Origin of the sequence: Cellulomonas sp. HD19AZ1 (assembly GCF_004535805.1) — a bacterium.
Lineage (GTDB): Bacteria > Actinomycetota > Actinomycetes > Actinomycetales > Cellulomonadaceae > Cellulomonas > Cellulomonas iranensis.
In genome coordinates this window covers 264,406-283,297 of sequence record NZ_SPHX01000003.1, presented here as the reverse complement: position 1 = coordinate 283,297, position 18,892 = coordinate 264,406, and the positions used below count along the sequence as shown (strand labels likewise).

The window sequence follows — 18,892 nt, the reverse complement described above, 5'->3', positions numbered from 1 at the left end:
TCACCCGCTGGGAGCAACGGGAACGCTTGCCTGTGACCGGCTTTACTCTCGAGGCATGGCGCCCACCCGTGCAGAGACCGCGCTCGCGCGCACGCGCCGCGCGCGACGGATCGACCGGGTGCTGGCCGAGCGCTACCCCGACGCACGCTGCGAGCTCGACTTCCGGAGCCCCTTCGAGCTGCTCGTCGCGACCGTGCTGTCCGCCCAGACCACCGACGTGCGGGTCAACCTCACGACCCCCGAGCTGTTCGCGCGGTGGCCCGACGCGGAGGCGATGGCCGGCGCCGACCCGAGCGAGCTCGAGGAGGTCCTGCGCCCCACCGGGTTCTTCCGCGCCAAGGCCCGCTCCCTCACCGGCATCGGGCGCGCGCTCGTCGAGCGGTTCGGCGGCGAGGTGCCCGCGCGCCTCGAGGACCTCGTGACGCTGCCCGGTGTGGGCCGCAAGACCGCGAACGTCGTGCTGGGCGACGCGTTCGGCGTGCCGGGCATCACGGTCGACACGCACGTGCAGCGGCTCTCGCACCGTCTGGGGTACACCACGAGCGACGACCCGGTGGTGATCGAGGCCGAGCTGGGGGCGCTGCTGGAGCGCCGCGACTGGACCATGGCGTCGCACCGGCTGATCTTCCACGGTCGGCGCACGTGCTTCGCGCGGCGACCCGCGTGCGGTGCGTGCCCGGTCGCGTCGCTGTGCCCGTCGGCAGGCATCGGCGAGACCGACCCCGTGCGGGCCGAGGCGATGCTCAAGGGCTGACCGGAGCCCGCACGTCGCTCAGCGCGGCGGGTCGACCTGCGAGAGCCAGTCGACCAGCAGCTCGCCCACGAGCTCGGGCGCCTGGTCGGTGAGGTAGTGGCCGGCGTCGCGCAGCAGCTCGAACCGGTACGTGGTCGCGACGTGCGCGGTCCCGGGGCGCAGCGCCGCGGACGTGGCGGGCCGCAGGCCGTCGCGCCGCCCGTGCACCTGCAGCACGGGCACGGGGCGCGCGTCGCGCAGCACCGCCCGGTACCGCCCGCCGTCCGGGCGCGGCGTCGACCGCACGAGCCAGCGCACCTGCTCGAGCTGGCTGTGCGCGGCGAACGGCACCCGCGCCGCGCGCCGGTACGTCTCGACGGCCTCGGCGTCCGGCCGGCCCGCGACCCCGCCCCAGTGCGCGAGCATGCGGTCCACCAGGTCGCCGCGGGTCATGGCCCGCTCGGGGAACGACGGGAGCTGCGCGAACGCGAGCAGCGAGGTCGCCGCGGGCCTCGGGGGCGTGCGGGGCAGCGCGAGCGCGTCGAGCGGGTGCGGCGCGCCCAGCACCGCGACCGCGCGGACCACGTCGGGGTGGTAGGCGGCGGTCGCCCACGCGACGTCGCCGCCCGTGCCGGCGCCGACCACGACCGCGTCGTCGGCGCCGAGCGACCGCACGACGCCGGCCGCGTCGGCGGCGAGCGTCGGGACGTCGTAGCCCTGCGGCGGCTTGTCGGAGCAGCCCGTGCCGCGCAGGTCCATGGCCGCGACGCGGTAGCCGGCGGCGGCGAGCACGGGCAGCTGGTGCCGCCACGCCCACCACAGCTGGGGGACGCCGTGCAGCAGCAGCACGAGCGGCGCGTCCTGCGGCCCGGACAGGGCCACGTGGAACCGCGCACCGTTCGCGGTGACGAAGCGGTGCTCCCACGGGCCGTCGAGGAGGAGCGACGCGGAGTCGACGGTGGTCATCGGGTGCGAACCTACCGGTTCGCCGCGCCGTCGGGGCGGTCGTCGGCCGTGACGTCCGCGGCGCGGGCGGTGTGGACGCGGGACCTCCAGGCCAGCAGCACGGACCCGATCGCCGCCGCGACCACGGACGCCGCGAGCACGGCCACCACGACGTGCTCGTCGTGCGCGGAGCCCTCGCCGAACGCGAGCACGCCCACGAGCAGCGACACCGTGAACCCGATGCCGGCGAGCGCGCCGACCGCGAGCACGTCCGCCCACGAGAGCCCGGGCGCCAGCCGGGCGCGGGTGAAGCGCGCCAGCAGCCACGTGGCGCCGAGGATCCCGAGGGGCTTGCCGAGCACGAGGCCCAGCGCGACACCCTGGGCGACGGGGTCGCCCAGGGCCGCCCCGAGGGTCTCGGGGGCGATCGTCACGCCGGCGGCGAACAGCGCGAAGACCGGCACCGCGACGCCGGCCGACAACGGCCGCCACACGTGCTCGTACCGTTCCGCCAGCGACCCGTCCGGCAGGTCGGGGTCGTCGTCCTCGGCGGCGTCGCCGGGGGTCGCGCGGAGGCGGCGCGCGGAACCGGGCGAGGCGGGCACCATGAACCCGAGCAGCACCCCCGCGATCGTCGCGTGCACGCCCGACGCGTGGAGCAGGCCCCACGCCGCGAGCGCGAGCGGCACCAGGAGCCACGGGCTGCGCAGGCCGCGCGCGAGCGCGACGCCGAACGCCGCCACCGCGACCAGCGCCCCGGCGAGCAGGCCGACAGCGACGTGGTCCGTGTACGCGACGGCGATGACGACGATCGCGAGCAGGTCGTCGACGACCGCGAGCGTGAGCAGGAACGCGCGCAGCGCGACCGGCAGCCCGCGCCCGACGAGCGCCAGCACGCCGACGGCGAACGCGATGTCGGTGGCCGTCGGCACCGCCCACCCGACCGGTGCGCCGTCGGGGCGCGTGAGGTTGACCGCGAGGTAGATCGCGGCGGGCACGAGCATGCCCCCGACCGCGGCGACGGCCGGCAGCACGGCCGTGCGCACGTGGCGCAGCTCGCCCACGACCATCTCGCGCTTGAGCTCGAGCCCGACGACGAAGAAGAAGATCGCGAGCAGCCCGTCGGACGCCCAGTGCGCGAGGCTCAGGTCGAGGTGCAGCGCGGCCGGCCCCACGACCGTGTCGGACACCGCGCGGTACGTGCCGGGCGACGCGTTGGCCCAGACGAGGGCCGCCAGCGCCCCGAGCAGCAGCAGGACGCCGCCGGTGCGCTCGTCGCGCAGCGTGTCGCGCAGGTTGCGCTCGCCACCGACGGACGGGCGCGTGAGCAGGCGCGGGCGAGGGCGGGGTGAGATCGGCACGGGGCCTCCGAGGGGTCGACGCAGCGGCTGCCGACCAGGCTTCCCGGCGCTCCCTGCCCCCAGCGTACGGCCCGGTCGGCGCGCGTGCGCACCGCGTCCACCCGCCCCGGCGGGGGCGTCAGGCGTCCGCGGGCTCCGGCACGTCGGCGCGGTCGTCGACCGGGCGGCGGTCCTTCGGCGGGTCGAACCGGTAGCCGACGTTGCGGACCGTGCCGATGAGCTGCTCGTGCTCGGGCCCCAGCTTGGCGCGCAGGCGCCGCACGTGGACGTCGACCGTGCGCGTGCCCCCGTAGTAGTCGTAGCCCCAGACCTCCTGCAGCAGCTGTGCGCGCGTGAACACGCGGCCCGGGTGCTGCACGAGGTACTTGAGGAGCTCGAACTCCTTGTACGTGAGGTCGAGGGGCCGGCCGCGCAGGCGGGCGGTGTAGCCGCCCGCGTCGATCGTCAGCTCGCCCGACGAGATCTCCTGCGGCGCGTCGTCGTAGGCGGCGGTCGCCGCGCGCTCCATGACGAGGCGGAACCGCGTCTCGACCTCGGCGGGGGTCGCGTGCTCGAGCACGAGGTCGTCGGCGCCCCACTCGGCGGTGACGACCGTCAGGCCGCCCTCGGTGAGGACGAGCACGAGCGGCACGGTCAGACCGGTGGCGCGCAGCAGGCGGCACGTGGTGCGCGCGGTGACCAGGTCGCGCCGCGCGTCGAGCACGACGATGTCCGCGTCCGGCGCGTCCACCAGGGCGGACGGCTCGACGGGAAGCACACGGACCCGGTGGGACAGGAGCCCCAGCGCGGGCAGCACCTGTGCCGAACCCCCGGACGCAGGCGTGAGGAGCAGCAGATCCGCCACCGGTCACCTCCTGGCTGCGAGTGGGGACACGCTACAACGTGCCGCCCCGCGCACGGGCACGGTCTCGCGGTACGACCCTCGGCACCACCCGTCCGCGCGCCGCGTCCCGCCCGGGCGGGACGCGGGGTCTGCGAGAATCGCCCGCGTGCCTGCCGACCCCCGCTGGACCCGACGCGCCCCGGAGCGACCCGTGACGACGCCGCACGGCGGCCCGCGAGGTGGGCGATGAGCGTCGAGACCCGGTCGGTCGTCACGGCGGTGCTGGCCGCGGTCGTCGCGGTCGCGGGCTACTTCGGCATGCTGCCGCTCGCGGTGGTCAGCGCCGTGCTGGTGGTCGCGCTCGCGGTCGGCTGGCCCGCGCTCGCGGGGCTGCCGTTCACACCCGGCGCCGGCGCGGTCGTCGGCCTCGGCGGCCTGGGCGCCGTCGCGGCCGTGACGATCACGCCCGAGGACCCGTTCCTGCAGCACATGGCGCTCGTGCTCGCGGGCGCCGTCGTCCTGGCGTTCGTCAACGAGCTGCTGCGCCGCGACGGGCGCGTGCGCATGGTCGAGTCGGTCTCGGGGACCGTCACCGGCACGGTGCTCGCGGTGTGCGTCACGGGCTGGGTCGCGACGGCGCGCCTGACGGGCGGCGACGAGCTGGTCGTCGCGGGTGCGATCGCGCTCGCGCTGGGCTCGGCCGCGGTCGCGCTGCGCGGCCGCCCGTGGGTCGTGTACCTCGTGACCGTGGCCGCGGCGACGGCCGGCGGCACGCTCGTGGGGTGGCTGCTGCCGACCGTGCACCTGACGGCGGGCGTCGCGCTCGGCGTGGGCGTGGGCGTGCTGGTCGCGGCGATGCACGCGCTGTTCGACCGGCTGCCGGCGCTCGTGCGGCGCGTGCCCGCGCTCGCGGTGGTCGTGCTGCCGGTGACCGTGACGGGCGTGCTCGTGTACGTCGCGGGGCGCGTGCTCGCCGGCTGAGCGGGGCCCGGGACCACGCGGTGCCGGCCGCTCGGGACGATCCGAGCGCCGTGCGTCGTTAGGATCGGTGCATGACTGCGCTCGAGGGCTTCTTCATCGGCCTGCTCGTGGCCGCCACGCTGACGATCGGGTGGTTCGCGACCTTCGTCGTGTACCGCCTCTACAAGGGCCAGCGCTGAGCCCTCGGCGCTGACCGCGCCCGCGTGCCGCCGACCCGGCGGTGCGCGTCCCGTGCACGTCGCCGGCCACCGCCGGTGCGCGCCCGAGCCGAGGAGGCACTGTGCCGTTCGTGCTGCCCGAGGGCCTCGCGCCCGAGGTCTACCCGCTCGCCTGGCTGGTCGGCCGCTGGCGCGGCGAGGGCGTCGTCGGGTACCCCGGCATCGAGGAGAGCGCCTTCACGCAGGAGCTCGAGGTCACGCACGACGGGGGGCCGTACCTCGCGTACCGCACGACGATCCGCCTGGTCGTCGCACCCGACGACGCGGCCGCGCTGACGGGCGACGACGCCCCCGCGCCCGACGGCGACCCGGACGCCGCCCGCGGCGGCGCGACCGCCGACGCGCACGACGGCCCCGTGTGGTCCACGGAGTCCGGGTACTGGCGCGTGCCGCCCGAGCGCCCGTCCGACCTGCCCGAGGACCAGCACCCCGTCGAGCTGCTGCTCGCCGACCCCTCCGGGAACGTGTCGGTCTACGTCGGGGCCGTCGGCAAGGGCCGCATCGACCTCGCGTCGGACCTGATCGCGCACACCGCGTCGGGCGCGGCCGTCAACGCGGGCAAGCGTCTGTACGGGCTCGTCGAGGGCGACCTCATGTGGGCGCACGACCTCGCCGCGTTCGGGCAGCCGCTGCAGTCGTACGCGTCGGCACGCCTCAGCAGGGTGGACGACTGACGTGACCACGCAGCCCGGCACCGAGCCCGCCGCCACGCCGGCCGACGCGGACGTCGCACCGGTCGAGCCGCGGCACCGCAGCCCGCTGCTCGCGCGGCGCGGCGCCGTCGCCGGCGCCGGGCCCGACGCGGGCGTGGCCTGGCACTACGGCGACCCGACCGCCGAGCAGCGCGCGCTCGCGCGCGGCGGCGCGGTCGTCGACCAGTCGCACCTCGGGGTCGTCACCGTCACCGGGCCGGACCGGCTCACGTGGCTGCACTCCCTGACGTCGCAGGACGTCGCGACGCTCGCACCCCGCACGTCCACCGAGCTGCTGGTGCTCGACCCGCACGGCCACGTCGAGCACGCCGTCGGCGTCGTCGACGACGGTGCGACCACGTGGCTGCTCACCGAGACGGCGCCTGCGCTCGCGGCGTGGCTCGACCGCATGCGGTTCATGCTGCGCGTCGAGGTCGCCGACGTCACCGACGCGTGGGCGGCGATCGGCGAGCCCGTCGACGCCGAGGGCGCCGAGGGCGAGCCCGTGACGTGGCGCGACCCGTGGCCCCGCACGGCCCCGGGCGGGACGCGCTACGGCGCCGAGGACGCCGCGCACCCCGGGGTCGACCGGCCCTGGCGGCTCGTGCTCGTGCCGCGCGAGCGGCTCGCCGACGAGGTCCGGGCCCGCGAGGCCGCGGGCTGGCCGCTCGTCGGCACGTGGGCGTCCGAGGCGCTGCGGGTCGAGGCGTGGCGCCCGCGCGCGACCCACGAGGTCGACGACCGCACGATCCCGCACGAGCTCGACTGGCTGCGCACGGCCGTGCACCTGCACAAGGGCTGCTACCGCGGCCAGGAGACGGTCGCGCGCGTGCACAACCTGGGCCGCCCGCCGCGCCGGCTCGTCATGCTGCACCTCGACGGCTCGGGGCACCTCGTGCCCGAGGTCGGCGCGGCCGTGCGACTGCCGGGCGCCGCGGCGCCCACGGCCGGGGGCGGCGAGGCCGCCGAGCCGGGTCGCGCCGTCGGGCGCGTCACGACGGTCGCGCGGCACCACGAGCTGGGTCCGGTCGCGCTCGCGGTCGTCAAGCGCTCGGTGCCCGAGGACGCGGTCCTGCTGGTCGACTGCGACGGCGGTGCCGTGTCCGCCGGCCAGGAGGTCGTCGTCCGCGGCGAGGGCGTCACGGCCGACCGGCCCGCGCCGCGCGGTCCGCTGACCCGGGGGCTCGGGCAGCACCCGATGCTCGGCCCGTGACGCGCGCGGCGGGCGCGTCGTGAGCGCGGCGTCCTCGCTCGCGTCGTCCGCGACGCTGCGGCTGCAGGTCGAGTCCCGGGTCCGTGCCGGCTGGGCGCGCGTGCGCGCGTCGTGGCCGCTGATCCTCCAGGCGTCCCTCGCCGCCGGGCTCGCGTACGGCATCGCCCTCTACGTCGCCGGTCACCGCGCGGGGTTCTTCGCGCCCGTCAGCGCGTGGGTCGCGCTCGGGTTCTCGCGCAACCGCAACGTGCGGCGCGTCGCCGAGCTGGCCGTCGGGGTCGCGATCGGCGTCGGCGCGGGCGACCTCGTGGTGCACGTCATCGGCTCCGGCGTGTGGCAGATGGCGCTCGTGCTGCTGGTCGCGGCGCTGCTGGGCCGGTTCCTCGACCGCGGCCTGATGCTCACGACGCAGGCCGGCGTCCAGGCGATCGTCATCGTCGGGCTGCCGCCGACCACGGGCTCGCCGTTCGGGCGCTGGGTCGACGCGCTCATCGGCGGCGGCGTCGCGCTCGCGGTCGCGCTGCTCACGCCCACCGACCCGCGGCGGCACCCCCGGACGCTCGCGCAGGCCGCGGTGCAGGAGCTCGCGGCGGTGCTGCACCGGCTCGCGGGCGGCCTGCGGTCGCGCTCGGTGGACGACGTCGAGTCCGCGCTGCTCACGGGCCGGGCCTCGCAGCCCGCGCTCGACGAGTGGCGCGAGGCCGCGCGCTCGGCGGCCGACCTCGTCCGGCTCGCGCCCGCGCACCGCCGGCACCGCGGCGAGCTGCACCGGCTCGTCGACGAGTCCGTGCTGCTGGACCGCGCGATGCGCAACGCGCGCGTGCTCGCGCGGCGTGCGATCGCCGCGGTCGAGGACGGGCACGTGGCGCCCGCGCTCGCGGACGCGGTCGAGTCCGCGGCCCGGTCCACCGACGACCTCGCGTCGGCCGTCGGGTCGGGGCACGACGCACGGGCGGCGCGCGAGCGGCTGCTCGACCTCGCGGCGACGCTCGACCCGCACACGCTCGTCCCCGAGGACTGGCAGGCGCAGTCGCTCGTGCTGCTGCTGCGCTCGCTCGTCGTGGACCTGCTCGAGGCGGCGGGCGCGTCGCCGCAGGACGCGCGCGCGGCCCTGCCCGAGCTCTGACGGCGCTCCTCGGGCCCGGACGCCGGGCGCGCCCCGCGCGGGTCTGCGCGGGTCTGCGCGGCGCGCCCGGTAGCGTCCGGGGGCATGGAGGTCGCGGTCAGCGCGTTGCGCGCGGAGCTCAGGCAGTGGATCGAGACGGCGCGGTCGGGGCAGGACGTCGTCGTGACCGAGCGCGGCGTGCCCGTCGCGCGCCTGGTCGGGATCGAGTCCGCCGACCTCGTCGCGCGGCTCGAGCGCGACGGCCTGCTCACGGCCGCCGAGGGCGACCGGCCCGCCGCCGAGCCCGAGCGTGCCGCGGGGGCCGCGCGCGCGGTCTCGGGCCTCGTGCGACGGCTGCGGCGCTGACCGTGGCGCTCGCGTACCTGGACACCAGCGCGCTGGTGAAGCTGTGCGTCGCCGAGCCGGGCACCGCGCTGGTCGCGGCCGTGTGGGACGGCGCGGACCTCGTCGCGACGTCGCGGCTGGCCGACGCCGAGGTGCGGGCGGTGCTCGCGTCGGGGCGGCGCGCGGGCGCGCTCGACGACGACGCGGCGCGCACCGCGGCGGCGGCGTGGCACCGGCTGCGGCCCGGCCTGCGACTCGTCGAGACGACGCCCGCGGTGCTCGACGCGGCGGCGCGGCTCGTCGACCGGCACCCGCTGCGGGCGGCCGACGCGGTGCACCTCGCGTCGGCCCTCGCGCTGCGCTCGCCCGACCTGCTCGTGCTCGCGTGGGACGAGCACCTCGCCGCCGCGGCGCGCGCCGAGGGTCTGACGGTGCTGCCGCGCGGCTGACCGCCACGCCGTCTCGTAGGGTCGGGGCGTGAACTTCATCTGGTCGGTGCAGGCGCTGCTGTTCTTCGTCTTCTACCTGACGATCTTCGTGCTGAGCGCGTGGGCGCTGGTCGACTGCCTGCGGCGCCCGGCGGGGGCGTTCACGGCGGCGGGCAAGCGCACCAAGCAGTTCTGGACGTGGGTGCTCGTGGCCGCGGCGGTCGTCGCGTTCATCTCGGTGCCGATCCCCGGGTTCCCGTCGTTCGGCCTGAGCTTCCTCGCGCTCGGCAGCGCGGCGGCCGCGATCGTCTACCTGGTCGACGTGCGGCCCGCGGTCGGGCCGTACTCGGGACGCCGGGGCGGCGGCTCGCGGGGCGGGTGGTGAGCGGGCGCGCCGTCGCGGCGGCGGCGGTCCCGCTCGCGGACGTCGTGCGCGGCGACCTCGTGGAGTCGGTGCACCTGGGGCACGTCGTCGTGCTCGCGCCCGACGGTGCGGTGCGCCTCGCGCTCGGCGACCCCGAGGTCGTGGTGTGGCCGCGGTCGTCGCTCAAGCCGGTGCAGGCCGTCGCCATGCTCCGCGCGGGCCTCGACGTGGACGGCGAGGAGCTCGCGCTCGCGTGCGCGAGCCACTCGGGCGAGCCCGGGCACCTCGACGTCGTGCGGCGCGTGCTCGCGGGCGCCGGGCTGGGGGAGGGCGACCTGCAGAACACGCCCGACTGGCCGCTGTCGGCCGACGCCGCGTGGCAGCGGCGCACCGACGGGTACGCGCCCGCGCCGCTCACGCAGAACTGCTCGGGCAAGCACGCCGCGATGCTCGCGACGTGCCGCGCGGCGGGCTGGGACGTCGCGGGGTACCGCGACCCGACGCACCCGCTGCAGCGGGCCGTGGTGGCGACGACGGCCGAGCTGACGGGCGCGCCGGTCGACCACGTGACGGTCGACGGGTGCGGCGCGCCGCTGCTGTCGACGACCCTGGTCGGCCTCGCGCGCGCGTTCGGCGCGATCGCGTCCGAGGGCGACCCGGCGTCGCCGCTCGCGCGGGTCGCGCGCGCGATGACGTCGCACCCGTGGCACGTCGGCGGCACGGGTCGTGACGTCACGGACGTCATGCGGGCCGTGCCGGGGCTGGTCGCCAAGGACGGCGCCGACGGCGTGTACGCGGCGGGTCTGCCGGACGGCGGCGCGGTGGCGCTCAAGGTGCTCGACGGGTCGGCGCGCCCGCGCGCCGCCGTGCTGGCCGCGGCGCTCGCGGTCGCGGGGGTCGACCCGGGGCTCGTCGCGCCCGTGGGCGCGACGCCCGTGCTGGGCCACGGGCAGCCGGTCGGCGAGGTGCGCGCGACGTTCGGCGGTGCCGCGTGAGGGCGGTCGTCCAGCGGGTCACGCACGCGGCCGTGCGCGTCGACGGCGAGGTCGTGGGGCGGATCGACCGCCCGGGTCTGCTCGCGCTGGTCGGCGTGACGCCCGGCGACGGGCCCGCGCAGGTCGAGGTCGTCGCGCGCAAGATCGCCGAGCTGCGCATCCTGCGCGACGAGCGGTCGGCCGTCGACGTGGGTGCGCCCGTGCTCGTCGTCAGCCAGTTCACGCTCTACGCCGACGTCCGCAAGGGCCGCCGGCCGACGTGGAACGCGGCGGCGCCGGGGCCGGTCGCCGAGCCGCTGGTCGACGCCGTGGTCGCGGCGCTGCGGGCGCGCGGGCTCGAGGTCGCGACGGGCCGGTTCGGCGCCGACATGGCCGTCGAGCTGGTCAACGACGGGCCCGTGACGATCCTCGTGGAGTCCGCGCCCGCGTGACGTCGCCGCGCTCGCGCCGAGCGCGGCGGGGGAGCGCGCGCGCCGGGACGCGAGGAGGGCCCCTCGGAGTAAGCGTCCGAGGGGCCCTCCCGTGACCGCGTGCCCACGCGCCACCGGTCGCCCGGTGGCCGGCGCCGCTGTTGACGGTGCGGCTCCGTCCCGGCACCCGACGGTCCGGCGCACCGGTCCGCCGCGGGCGGGACGACCACGATCGACCTCGCGGTACCGGTGCGTCCCCTGCGTCGTCATCCACAGGTCGACGGGTCTCCCCGCCGAGGCGTCCACACGTTCTCCGCTCGGTCCGTCCCCGCCGGTCGCACGCCCTCCACGGGCACTCCTGGAGGAGTGTTTCCGCAGGTGGCGGGCGGTCGGTCGAGGTCGATGACCCATGTCTAGTCCTGTGCGGCGAGCGCCACAAGAGGGTGGCGCGGGGCGATTTCGTCCACCGCTCCGTCCACAACACTCTCCACAGGGATACCTGGGAATCCATCCGTCAGACACAGGGGTGTGGACAGAATCTGTGGACACGCCACCTGCCGGTCACCCGACGGCCCACCGCGCTCGGTAACCTGGACCCCGGTACGAGGCCCCTCGGAGTAAGCGTCCGAGGGGCCTCGCCGTGTCCCGGGCGGGCTCACGCCACCGCGGCGTCCAGCGCGGCGACCTCGTCGGCCGTCAGCTCGAGGTCCGCGGCGCGCACCGAGTCCTGGATCGACGCGGGGCGTGACGCACCCGGGATCGGGATGACGACGTCGGCCTGCGCGAGCTCCCACGCGAGCGTCACCTGCTGCGGGCTCACGCCGTGCGCGTCGGCGACCTCCTGGAACGCGGCGTAGCGCGTGCCCAGGTCCCGCGCGCTGCGGATGCCGCCCAGCGGGCTCCACGGGAGGAACGCGACGCCCAGCTCGGCGCACAGCTCGAGCTCGGGCTGCGACGAGCGGAACGACGGCGAGTACTGGTTCTGCACCGACGCGAGCCGGCCGCCCAGCAGCTCCTGCGCGAGGCGGATCTGGTCCGGGTCGGCGTTCGAGATGCCGGCCATGCGGATCAGCCCCGAGTCGAGCAGCTCGACGATCGCGCCGAGCGACTCGGCGTACGGCACCTGCGGGTCGGGGCGGTGGAACTGGTAGAGGCCGATCTGCTCGACGCCCAGGCGGCGGGCCGACGCCTGCGCCGCGGCGCGCAGGTGCTCGGGCGAGCCGTCGAGCGTCCAGGAGCCGTCGCCCGGGCGCAGGTGCCCGCCCTTGGTCGCGACCACGACGCCCGACGTGTCGCCGCCCCACGAGCGCAGCGCCTGCGCGATGAGCTCCTCGTTGTGGCCGACCTCGTCGGCGTGCAGGTGGTACGCGTCCGCGGTGTCGATGAGCGTGACGCCCGCGTCGAGCGCGGCGTGGATCGTGGCGACCGAGCGCTCCCGGTCGGGGCGGCCCTCGATGCTCATGGGCATGCCGCCCAGGCCGACGGCGCTGACGGGGACTCCGGCGAGGTTGCGTGTCTTCATGCGTCCATCCCACCCCGCGCGGGCCCGCGCCGCACGCCGTCGCGCGTCCGGCGCGTCCCCTCGGCCCTCGGTCAGGGCAGTCGCAGCAGCGCGCGCAGCGTGCGGACCACGCCGTTGTCCGCGTTGGACGGTGCGACGTACCGCGCGTGCGCGCGGACGTCGGGGTGCGCGTTGTCCATCGCGAACGACCACTGGGCCGCGTCGAGCATGCCGAGGTCGTTGAGGTAGTCGCCGAACGCGACCGTCTGCGCGGACGTGACCCCGAGCGCGGCCTGCACGTCGCGCAGCGCGTGCCCCTTGTCGGCCGTCGGGCTCATGACGTCCACCCAGTGCTCGCCGCTCACGAGGACGCGCGCCGCGTCCGAGAACGCCGCGAGGGCCGGCGCCACGCCCGTCTCCGCCGGGCCGAAGTCGTACACCGCGACCTTGAGCACGGTGTCCTCGACGGCCGTGAGGTCCGGCACGTGCTCGAGCAGCGCGTAGTACGGCTCGCACTGCGCGAGGAACGCGGCGTCGGTGCGCTCGACGTACGCCGACGCGCGCCCGCACAGCACGACGCCCACGTCGGCGCCGCCCGCGGCGTGCGCCCGCACGGCCCGCACGACGTCCCGTGCGGTCGCCGGGTCCAGGCCGTCGACCGCGAGCACGTCGCCGTCCCGCACCACGAGCGCGCCGTTCTCCGCGACGTACACCAGGTCGTCGCGCCCGAGCTGCCGGCGCAGCGTCGCGTACTGCCGCCCGCTCGCGGGGCACACCGCGACGCCGCGCGCCACGAGCGCGTCGAGCAGCGGCCAGAACGACGGGTCGACGCGCTTGGCGTCGTCGAGCAGCGAGCCGTCCATGTCGACGGCGACGAGGCGCACGTCGGGCACGACGTCGAAGGCGGGGGGATCGGTCACGCGCACGTGCTCGATCCTCGCACCCGCCGGGCCTCCACCCGGCTGCCCCAGCGCGACGTCACCAGTTGCGGCCGCCGCGCCCGCCGCCGCCGGTGCCCGGCTGGTCGCCGCCGCCGCGCCCGCCCGAGCCGCCCTCGCCCTCGCCCTCGGCGCCGTCACCACCGCCACCGCCCGCCTGACCGTTGCGCTCGGCGAGCTGCTGCTGGCGCTCGGCCTCCGCCTGTGCGGGGTCGGGTGCGCCCTGGTCGCCCGGGCCTGCGCCGGGCGCCGGGACGTCGTCGACGGTGCCGTCCTCGGCCGCGCGAGCGAGCTGGTCGACGCCCGTCGCGAGGTCCAGCAGGTCCTGCATGCGCTGCTCGGCGGCGGCCTGCGGCGACGACGACGCGTCGTCCTCGCCGCCGCCCTCCTGCTCGTCCTGGCCGCCGCCCCCGCCGCCCTGGTCCTCCTGGTCGTCCTCGCCCCCGCCGCCCTGCGAGGGCGGCGGCGTGCACGCCGGGTCGCCGAGCGCCTCGGCCGCCAGGGCCGCGTGGTCGGCGGCGATGCGGAGCAGGAACGAGGCGTACGACATCTCGTCGGCCAGGACGGGCGGCTCGTCGCCGTACCGGGGTTCGAGGTCCGCGGGGTCGTACGGCTCGCCCGCGGCCTGCGCCGCGAGCGCGTCGGCGAGCTTCCTCGCGTACTCGAGCTGCTCGTCCGCGCTCTTCACCGCCGAGGCCTCGGCGGCCTGCAGCGCGAGCGCGCGGTTGGTCTGCACGTCGCACCGGTGCTGCTCGGGCACCCCGGCGAGCGCCTCGTCGAGGTGCTGCACGGCGCGCGTGTACCGGCCCGCGCGGTAGGCCGCGGTGCCCGCGTTGAACGCGGCCCTCCACCGCTCGACGATCGTGCGGTCCTTGACCTGCTCGAACGCGTCGAGCGCACGCCACTCGTCGCCGTGGTCGTAGACGTCCCGTGCCGCGGCGTAGCCGGGCGCCATGCGGGAGACGTTCAGCGCGAACGCGAGCAGCAGGAGCGCGGGCAGCCAGCTCCAGAGCAGCAGCCGCCGGCGCCGCCGTCGGTGCAGCGGCATCGCGGCGATGCGCGCGCGCTTCGCGGCGCGGCGCTCCTTGCGGGTGGTCGGGCGGCCCGTGCCGCGCGCGGCCGCCCGCGCCTGCGCGGTGCGCTGGCTCAGCTCGACGGCCGCGCGGCGCGCGGCGCGGCGCTGCTCCTCGGCCTCGGCGCGCCGACGCTGCTGCTCGGCCCCGCGGCGCCGCCGGTCCCGGCGGTCGTCGTTGCTCATGAGGTCCTCCTGCGGCGACGGCTCGACGCGCGCGCCCACGTCCACGCCTCGGCGGCGAGCAGCGCGCCCGCGAGCAGCGCGAACGGCCACACCAGGTCGCGCTGCGTCGACAGGTCCGCGCGGCCGTCGGCGGCGATCGCCGCGACGTCGACGTCGGCCACGAGGTCGGCCGTCGGGGTGGGGCCGTCGCGGTGCACGTACGGCACGCCGAGCTCGGCGGCGACCTCGCGCAGCGCGGCCTCGTCGGCACGCGACAGCGCGGGGCGCGACGGGTCGTCGGGGTCGGGGATGTAGGGCGCGTCGGGGCGGGCCACGCCGTCGAACTCGCGCATCGGCGCACCGGCCGCCGTGCCGTACCCGAGCACGGCGCCGCCGTCGACGAGCTCGGCGACCTCCGCGAACGAGCCCGGCTCGGCGTCGGCGGTCTGCTCGCCGTCGGACAGGTAGAACACCAGGCGCACCATGGCGGGGTCGCGGTCGCGCGCGTCCTGCAGCGACCGCGTCAGCACCTCGAGCGCGCGGTCGCGGCTCGTGCCCGCCGACCCGGCCGTGACCTCCTGCGTCACGGTCTGCGCCCACGCGCGCACGGCGTTCACGTCGTCCGTCAGGGGCAGCTGCGTGCCCGCCTCGTCGGCGAAGCCCACGACCGCGTACGAGCCGCCGGGCAGGTCGCCCGCGAGCGAGACCACGTCGTGGCGCACGCCGTCGAGACGCTGCACGGCCGGCTCGGGCGGCAGGCCCGGGCCGCGGACCACGGGGTCGCCCGGGCCCCAGTCCTCGGCGGCCATCGAGCCCGTGCGGTCCACCACGAACCACACCTGCACGCCGACGCGCGCACCGCCGGCCTGCGTCGCCGCGGTCGTCGGCGTGAGGCCCACGACGCCCAGCACGACCACGAGCGCGGCCCGCCGCCACCACGTCCACCCGCCCGCGCGCGGCGCGTCGGACCGCCGCACGCGCAGCCGTCCGCCCGTGCGCTCGACCCGCAGCGCCAGCGCCTGCCCGACGCACACCAGCAGCACCGGCACCGCCGTGAGCAGCACGACGGCGACGGGCACGACCGTGCGGGCGTTCATGCGCGCACCCGCCAGGCCAGCACGACCGCCGCGAGCCCCGCGACGTACAGCAGCACGACCCACCCGTCGGAGTCGTCGGTGACGACGCGCTCGGGGTCGGCGTCCATCGCCGCGAGCTGGCTGGCCTGCACGCGCGCGAGGATCGCCGGCACGGCGCCCGCGTCGTCGGCGGTGGTGAACGTGCCGTCCGTCGACTCCGCGGCGAGGCGCATCTCGGTGGCGGTCGACGCCGCGAACGTCTCGCGCCCCGCGGCGTGCAGCGCGTGCAGCACGACGCCGCGGGACGCCGCGAGCGCGGCCGCCTCGGGCAGCGTGTAGATCGGGGACCCCCACACCTCGTTGTCGGTCGCGAGCACGACCGAGCGCGACCGGTCGGCGTCGAACTGGTCGAACAGCAGCGTGCACGACGCGAGCCCGTCGCCGACCAGCGACGCCTGCCCCTCGAGCCCGGACGTGCCGCGGTAGATGGCCTCCGCCTCGGGAGAGCGGGGGTCGGCGAACGCCTCGCGTGCCGCGCGCAGCTGCTCGGACACCAGCGTGTAGTCGTCGGTCAGCGGGAACACGGTCGACGACGTCGAGTCGAACACCGCGAGGGCCACGCGCTCGCCCGTGAACCCCTCGACCAGCCGCTCGAACGTCGCGACGACCCGCTCGTCGTAGTCGACCATCGACCCCGACACGTCCAGGCACAGCACGATGTCGCGGTTCGCGAGCTCGCGCGTGCGCTCCTCGACCGTGACGGGCCGCGCCGCGAGGACGCCCGCACCGACCGCGGCCGCGGCGACCGCGAGCGCGAGCCCCACGCGCAGCGCGCGGTACCGCACGCGCCACGCGCGCAGCGCCGGCACGCGCCGCAGGTCCTCGGTGTTGGCGACGCCGGTGGTCGCGCGACGGTCGCGCAGCAGCAGCCCCACGAGCACGGCCGCGGCCACGACGCCCAGCACGACCGGCACCAGCCACGGCACCTCGAGGCCCGCGCGCGTCACCACGAGCGCACCCGTGCCCGGGCCTGGTCCAGCGAGCGCGTGACGCGCGTGCGGGACGACCGGGCGAACGCGGGCACCGACGACTGCTCGAGCAGCGGTGCGAGGGGGCGCGTCTCGCGGCGCTCGCGCGCCTGCGAGGCCGTCATGGTCGTGGTGTCGACGCCCGTGCGGACGCTCGCGAACTCGCGGACCGCGGCGCGCAGCTCGAGGTGCGCGCCGCGCGCGTCGACGTCACCCGCGCGGTAGCGCCGCTCGACCTCGTCGAGGCGCGCGAGCGTCGTGGCGCGCAGCATCGCCCACGGGTCGGTGCTCGCCTTCGCCGCGGGGCGCGCGGCGGGGGCCGGGGTGGGCTCGGGCGGTGCGCCGGCGGGGCGGCGCGTCCACAGCAGCACGCCCACGAACCACGCGGCGACCAGCACGACGATCGCGCCGGCGACCCACGGCCACCACCACGAGAACGGCATCGGGTCGACGAGCTCAGCGGCCGGCACGGCGCGACCTCCCCAGCAGCGCGACCATCTCGTCGAGCACGTCGTGCGTGCTCTCGACGCTCACCGACCGCACGCCCAGCCGCCGCAGCCTGCCCTCGACCTGCGCGTGCCGCTCGGTGCGCGCCGCGGCCACGGCGTCGCGCACGGCGCGGCGGCCCCGCAGGTAGGCGGGCAGCGACCAGCCCGTCACGACGTCCCGCACGCGGCGCCCGCGCGGCGGCGCGACCACGGGCCGGCCGCGCTCGGTCGCCGCCGAGCCGCCCGCGAGCGACCCCGGCGCGGCGCCCAGACCGGCCGCGAACAGATCCGCGTCGACGACCTGCACGACCATCACCTCGTGCCGCGTGCGCAGCCGCGCGAGCGCGCGCTCGTCGGCCTCGCCCGGGCGCGCCTCGTCGGTCACGACGACCACCAGGGACCGGCGCGGCGTGCCGCGCAGCACGCGGTCCAGCAGGCGCGCCAGGGCGCCCTCGGGCGCGTCGGGGTCGAACGTGCGCTGCACGCGCCGCAGCAGCACCTCCAGGTGCGTCGTCCCCGCGCCCGACGGCACCTCGACCACACGGCCCGCGTCGCCCGCCACGAGGGACACGCGGTCGCCGCGCTGGTGCGCGAGGTGCGCGACCACGTCGGCCACGAGCTGCGCGACCTCGTGCTTGGGCTCGCCGCCGGCCGACGTCGCGGTCATGTGCCGCCCGGTGTCGACGACCAGCACGAGCGTGACGTTCGACGTCTCGACGTACCGCTTGACCACGGGCTGCGCCGAGCGCGCCGACGCCCGCCAGTCGATGTCGCCCACGTCGTCGCCCGGCGTGTAGACGTGCAGGTCGTCGACCTCGTCGCCGTGGCCCTTCCAGACCGCGCGGTGCCGTCCGTCGAGCAGGCCCGTGGCGCGCCGGAGCGTGGGCAGCTCGAGGCGCGCGCGGACGAGCGCGAGGCGGGACCGGGCGGGCACGGGGCTCAGGGCACCGGGACGGCGTCGAACACCGACGTGATGATCGACTCGGTCGACACGTCGTCGGCGATCGCGTCGAACGTGCGCACGATGCGGTGGCGCAGCACGGCGTTGCGCAGCGTGTGGACGTCGTCCGGGACGACGTGGCCGCGACCCGCGCGCAGCGCGACGGCCTGCGCGACCCGCATGAGCGAGATCGACCCGCGGGGGCTCGCGCCCATCCGCACGAGCCGGTCCAGGCCCGGGACCTGCACGGGGCCGCGGCCGCGCGTCGTCGCGACGAGGTCGACGACGTACCGGCGGATCGACGCGTCGACGTACACCTGGTCGACCAGGCGCTGCAGCCACGCCACCTCGTCGAGCCCCAGCCGGTCCGCGTCGAGCGGGCGGACCATGCGGCCGTCGGAGATGCGGTCGAGGATCTCGACCTCCTCCGCGGGGTCCGGGTAGTCCAGGACCTCCTTGAGCAGGAACCGGTCCATCTGCGCCTCGGGGAGCACGTGCGTGCCCTCCTCCTCGACCGGGTTCTGCGTGGCCAGCACCATGAACGGCGACGGCACCGCGTGGATCTCGCCCGCGATCGTGGTCTGCCGCTCCTGCATCGCCTCGAGCATCGCCGACTGCGTCTTGGCCGACGAGCGGTTGATCTCGTCGAGCAGCACGACGTTGGCGTGCACGGGGCCCAGCTGCGTCGTGAACTGCGACGTGCCGTAGTTGAAGACCTGCGTGCCCACGATGTCCGACGGCATGAGGTCGGGCGTGCACTGGATGCGGTGGAACGACCCCGACACCGCGTGCGCGAGCGTCTGCGCGGCCGTCGTCTTGGCGAGGCCCGGCACGGACTCGAGCAGCACGTGCCCGCCGCACATCAGCGCGACGACGAGCGACGTGCGCAGCTGCCGCTGCCCGACGACGCGCTGGTCGAAGACCGCGTCGATGCGCTCGCACAGCGCGATCGCACGCGAGCGGTCGGACGGGGAGACGGTGTCGCGAGTCACGGCGGGCAGGTTACCTGTGACAACGCACGCCCGCGCGCTCGGGCGTGTCGGGCGGGCACCGCGTGTCGCCGTGCCCCGC

At 77.1% G+C, this 18,892-nt stretch carries 21 protein-coding genes; 10 read left to right on the top strand and 11 right to left on the bottom strand.

All coding sequences use genetic code 11. The features are described 5' to 3' along the window. Positions 1-55: 55 nt before the first annotated feature. Entirely contained in the window at positions 56-754 is a 699-nt protein-coding gene (gene nth / locus E4A51_RS07465; RefSeq protein ID WP_134851329.1) for an endonuclease III, read from the top strand. Positions 755-772: 18 nt separating this feature from the next. Here the strand turns inward: nth and E4A51_RS07460 are convergent, their stop codons facing one another. The 3 genes from E4A51_RS07460 to E4A51_RS07450 all read right to left on the bottom strand — a co-directional run bounded on the left by E4A51_RS07460 (position 773) and on the right by E4A51_RS07450 (position 3,883). Continuing rightward, the gene (locus E4A51_RS07460; protein ID WP_134851328.1) at positions 773-1,699 is read right to left on the bottom strand and encodes an alpha/beta fold hydrolase; all 927 of its coding nucleotides are present in this window, start codon (positions 1,697-1,699) and stop codon (positions 773-775) included. 11 nt (positions 1,700-1,710) lie between these two features. Then, a complete protein-coding gene (gene nhaA / locus E4A51_RS07455) occupies positions 1,711-3,039 on the bottom strand; it encodes a Na+/H+ antiporter NhaA (RefSeq protein ID WP_134851327.1) in 1,329 nt (442 codons plus the stop codon). Positions 3,040-3,157: 118 nt separating this feature from the next. After that, on the bottom strand, positions 3,158-3,883 hold the full coding sequence (locus tag E4A51_RS07450; protein WP_046529305.1) for a response regulator transcription factor: 726 nt from the start codon (positions 3,881-3,883) through the stop codon (positions 3,158-3,160). 225 nt (positions 3,884-4,108) lie between these two features. On the opposite strand from E4A51_RS07450, the gene E4A51_RS07445 reads away from it, so the two are divergent. The 9 genes from E4A51_RS07445 to dtd all read left to right on the top strand — a co-directional run bounded on the left by E4A51_RS07445 (position 4,109) and on the right by dtd (position 10,634). Then, a complete protein-coding gene (locus E4A51_RS07445) occupies positions 4,109-4,843 on the top strand; it encodes a hypothetical protein (RefSeq protein ID WP_070319505.1) in 735 nt (244 codons plus the stop codon). 280 nt (positions 4,844-5,123) lie between these two features. Next, on the top strand, positions 5,124-5,735 hold the full coding sequence (locus E4A51_RS07440) for an FABP family protein (RefSeq protein ID WP_046529303.1): 612 nt from the start codon (positions 5,124-5,126) through the stop codon (positions 5,733-5,735). 85 nt (positions 5,736-5,820) lie between these two features. Continuing rightward, on the top strand, positions 5,821-6,966 hold the full coding sequence (locus E4A51_RS07435) for a folate-binding protein YgfZ (protein WP_070319515.1): 1,146 nt from the start codon (positions 5,821-5,823) through the stop codon (positions 6,964-6,966). 19 nt (positions 6,967-6,985) lie between these two features. After that, complete coding sequence (locus tag E4A51_RS07430) at positions 6,986-8,092, top strand: aromatic acid exporter family protein (RefSeq protein WP_134851325.1); 1,107 nt, start codon at positions 6,986-6,988, stop codon at positions 8,090-8,092. 84 nt (positions 8,093-8,176) lie between these two features. Then, on the top strand, positions 8,177-8,437 hold the full coding sequence (locus E4A51_RS07425; protein ID WP_046529301.1) for a type II toxin-antitoxin system Phd/YefM family antitoxin: 261 nt from the start codon (positions 8,177-8,179) through the stop codon (positions 8,435-8,437). Positions 8,438-8,439: 2 nt separating this feature from the next. Continuing rightward, complete coding sequence (locus tag E4A51_RS07420; protein ID WP_046529300.1) at positions 8,440-8,865, top strand: type II toxin-antitoxin system VapC family toxin; 426 nt, start codon at positions 8,440-8,442, stop codon at positions 8,863-8,865. Positions 8,866-8,893: 28 nt separating this feature from the next. Beyond that, complete coding sequence (locus E4A51_RS07415) at positions 8,894-9,229, top strand: DUF2516 family protein (RefSeq protein ID WP_087508565.1); 336 nt, start codon at positions 8,894-8,896, stop codon at positions 9,227-9,229. Then, positions 9,226-10,203, top strand: coding sequence for an asparaginase (locus tag E4A51_RS07410; RefSeq protein ID WP_134851324.1), 978 nt, complete (start codon positions 9,226-9,228; stop codon positions 10,201-10,203). Before E4A51_RS07415 ends, E4A51_RS07410 begins: the two co-directional genes overlap by 4 nt. Beyond that, a complete protein-coding gene (dtd, locus tag E4A51_RS07405) occupies positions 10,200-10,634 on the top strand; it encodes a D-aminoacyl-tRNA deacylase (RefSeq protein ID WP_070319503.1) in 435 nt (144 codons plus the stop codon). The genes E4A51_RS07410 and dtd overlap by 4 nt, the downstream gene beginning before the upstream one ends. A 634-nt stretch (positions 10,635-11,268) precedes the next feature. Here the strand turns inward: dtd and E4A51_RS07400 are convergent. The 8 genes from E4A51_RS07400 to E4A51_RS07365 form a co-directional block, all read right to left on the bottom strand. Beyond that, positions 11,269-12,135 carry an aldo/keto reductase gene (locus tag E4A51_RS07400; RefSeq protein ID WP_070319502.1) on the bottom strand — a complete coding sequence of 289 codons (867 nt, stop codon included), beginning with the start codon at positions 12,133-12,135 and terminating at the stop codon, positions 11,269-11,271. A gap of 71 nt (positions 12,136-12,206) precedes the next feature. After that, entirely contained in the window at positions 12,207-12,977 is a 771-nt protein-coding gene (locus tag E4A51_RS07395; protein ID WP_082739957.1) for a Cof-type HAD-IIB family hydrolase, read from the bottom strand. A gap of 115 nt (positions 12,978-13,092) precedes the next feature. Continuing rightward, positions 13,093-14,310 (bottom strand): hypothetical protein, encoded by a 1,218-nt coding sequence (locus tag E4A51_RS07390; protein ID WP_134851323.1) that lies wholly within the window; start codon positions 14,308-14,310, stop codon positions 13,093-13,095. Then, on the bottom strand, positions 14,307-15,386 hold the full coding sequence (locus tag E4A51_RS07385) for a VWA domain-containing protein (protein WP_134851322.1): 1,080 nt from the start codon (positions 15,384-15,386) through the stop codon (positions 14,307-14,309). Before E4A51_RS07385 ends, E4A51_RS07390 begins: the two co-directional genes overlap by 4 nt. Beyond that, the gene (locus E4A51_RS07380; RefSeq protein WP_134851321.1) at positions 15,383-16,375 is read right to left on the bottom strand and encodes a VWA domain-containing protein; all 993 of its coding nucleotides are present in this window, start codon (positions 16,373-16,375) and stop codon (positions 15,383-15,385) included. Before E4A51_RS07380 ends, E4A51_RS07385 begins: the two co-directional genes overlap by 4 nt. Beyond that, complete coding sequence (locus tag E4A51_RS07375) at positions 16,369-16,863, bottom strand: hypothetical protein (protein WP_070319498.1); 495 nt, start codon at positions 16,861-16,863, stop codon at positions 16,369-16,371. Before E4A51_RS07375 ends, E4A51_RS07380 begins: the two co-directional genes overlap by 7 nt. Next, on the bottom strand, positions 16,850-17,815 hold the full coding sequence (locus E4A51_RS07370; RefSeq protein WP_240696413.1) for a DUF58 domain-containing protein: 966 nt from the start codon (positions 17,813-17,815) through the stop codon (positions 16,850-16,852). The genes E4A51_RS07375 and E4A51_RS07370 overlap by 14 nt, the downstream gene beginning before the upstream one ends. A 5-nt stretch (positions 17,816-17,820) precedes the next feature. After that, entirely contained in the window at positions 17,821-18,813 is a 993-nt protein-coding gene (locus tag E4A51_RS07365; protein ID WP_046529295.1) for a MoxR family ATPase, read from the bottom strand. Between the last annotated feature and the right edge of the window lie 79 nt (positions 18,814-18,892).

What these genes read in the sequence shown, in the direction of transcription:
- nth (WP_134851329.1), top strand. Translation starts at nt 56, where the DNA reads ATGGCGCCCACCCGTGCAGAGACCGCGCTCGCGCGCACGCGCCGCGCG.
- E4A51_RS07460 (WP_134851328.1), bottom strand. Translation starts at nt 1,699, where the DNA reads ATGACCACCGTCGACTCCGCGTCGCTCCTCCTCGACGGCCCGTGGGAG.
- E4A51_RS07445 (WP_070319505.1), top strand. Translation starts at nt 4,109, where the DNA reads ATGAGCGTCGAGACCCGGTCGGTCGTCACGGCGGTGCTGGCCGCGGTC.
- E4A51_RS07425 (WP_046529301.1), top strand. Translation starts at nt 8,177, where the DNA reads ATGGAGGTCGCGGTCAGCGCGTTGCGCGCGGAGCTCAGGCAGTGGATC.
- E4A51_RS07400 (WP_070319502.1), bottom strand. Translation starts at nt 12,135, where the DNA reads ATGAAGACACGCAACCTCGCCGGAGTCCCCGTCAGCGCCGTCGGCCTG.
- E4A51_RS07395 (WP_082739957.1), bottom strand. Translation starts at nt 12,977, where the DNA reads ATGGACGGCTCGCTGCTCGACGACGCCAAGCGCGTCGACCCGTCGTTC.
- E4A51_RS07390 (WP_134851323.1), bottom strand. Translation starts at nt 14,310, where the DNA reads ATGAGCAACGACGACCGCCGGGACCGGCGGCGCCGCGGGGCCGAGCAG.
- E4A51_RS07385 (WP_134851322.1), bottom strand. Translation starts at nt 15,386, where the DNA reads ATGAACGCCCGCACGGTCGTGCCCGTCGCCGTCGTGCTGCTCACGGCG.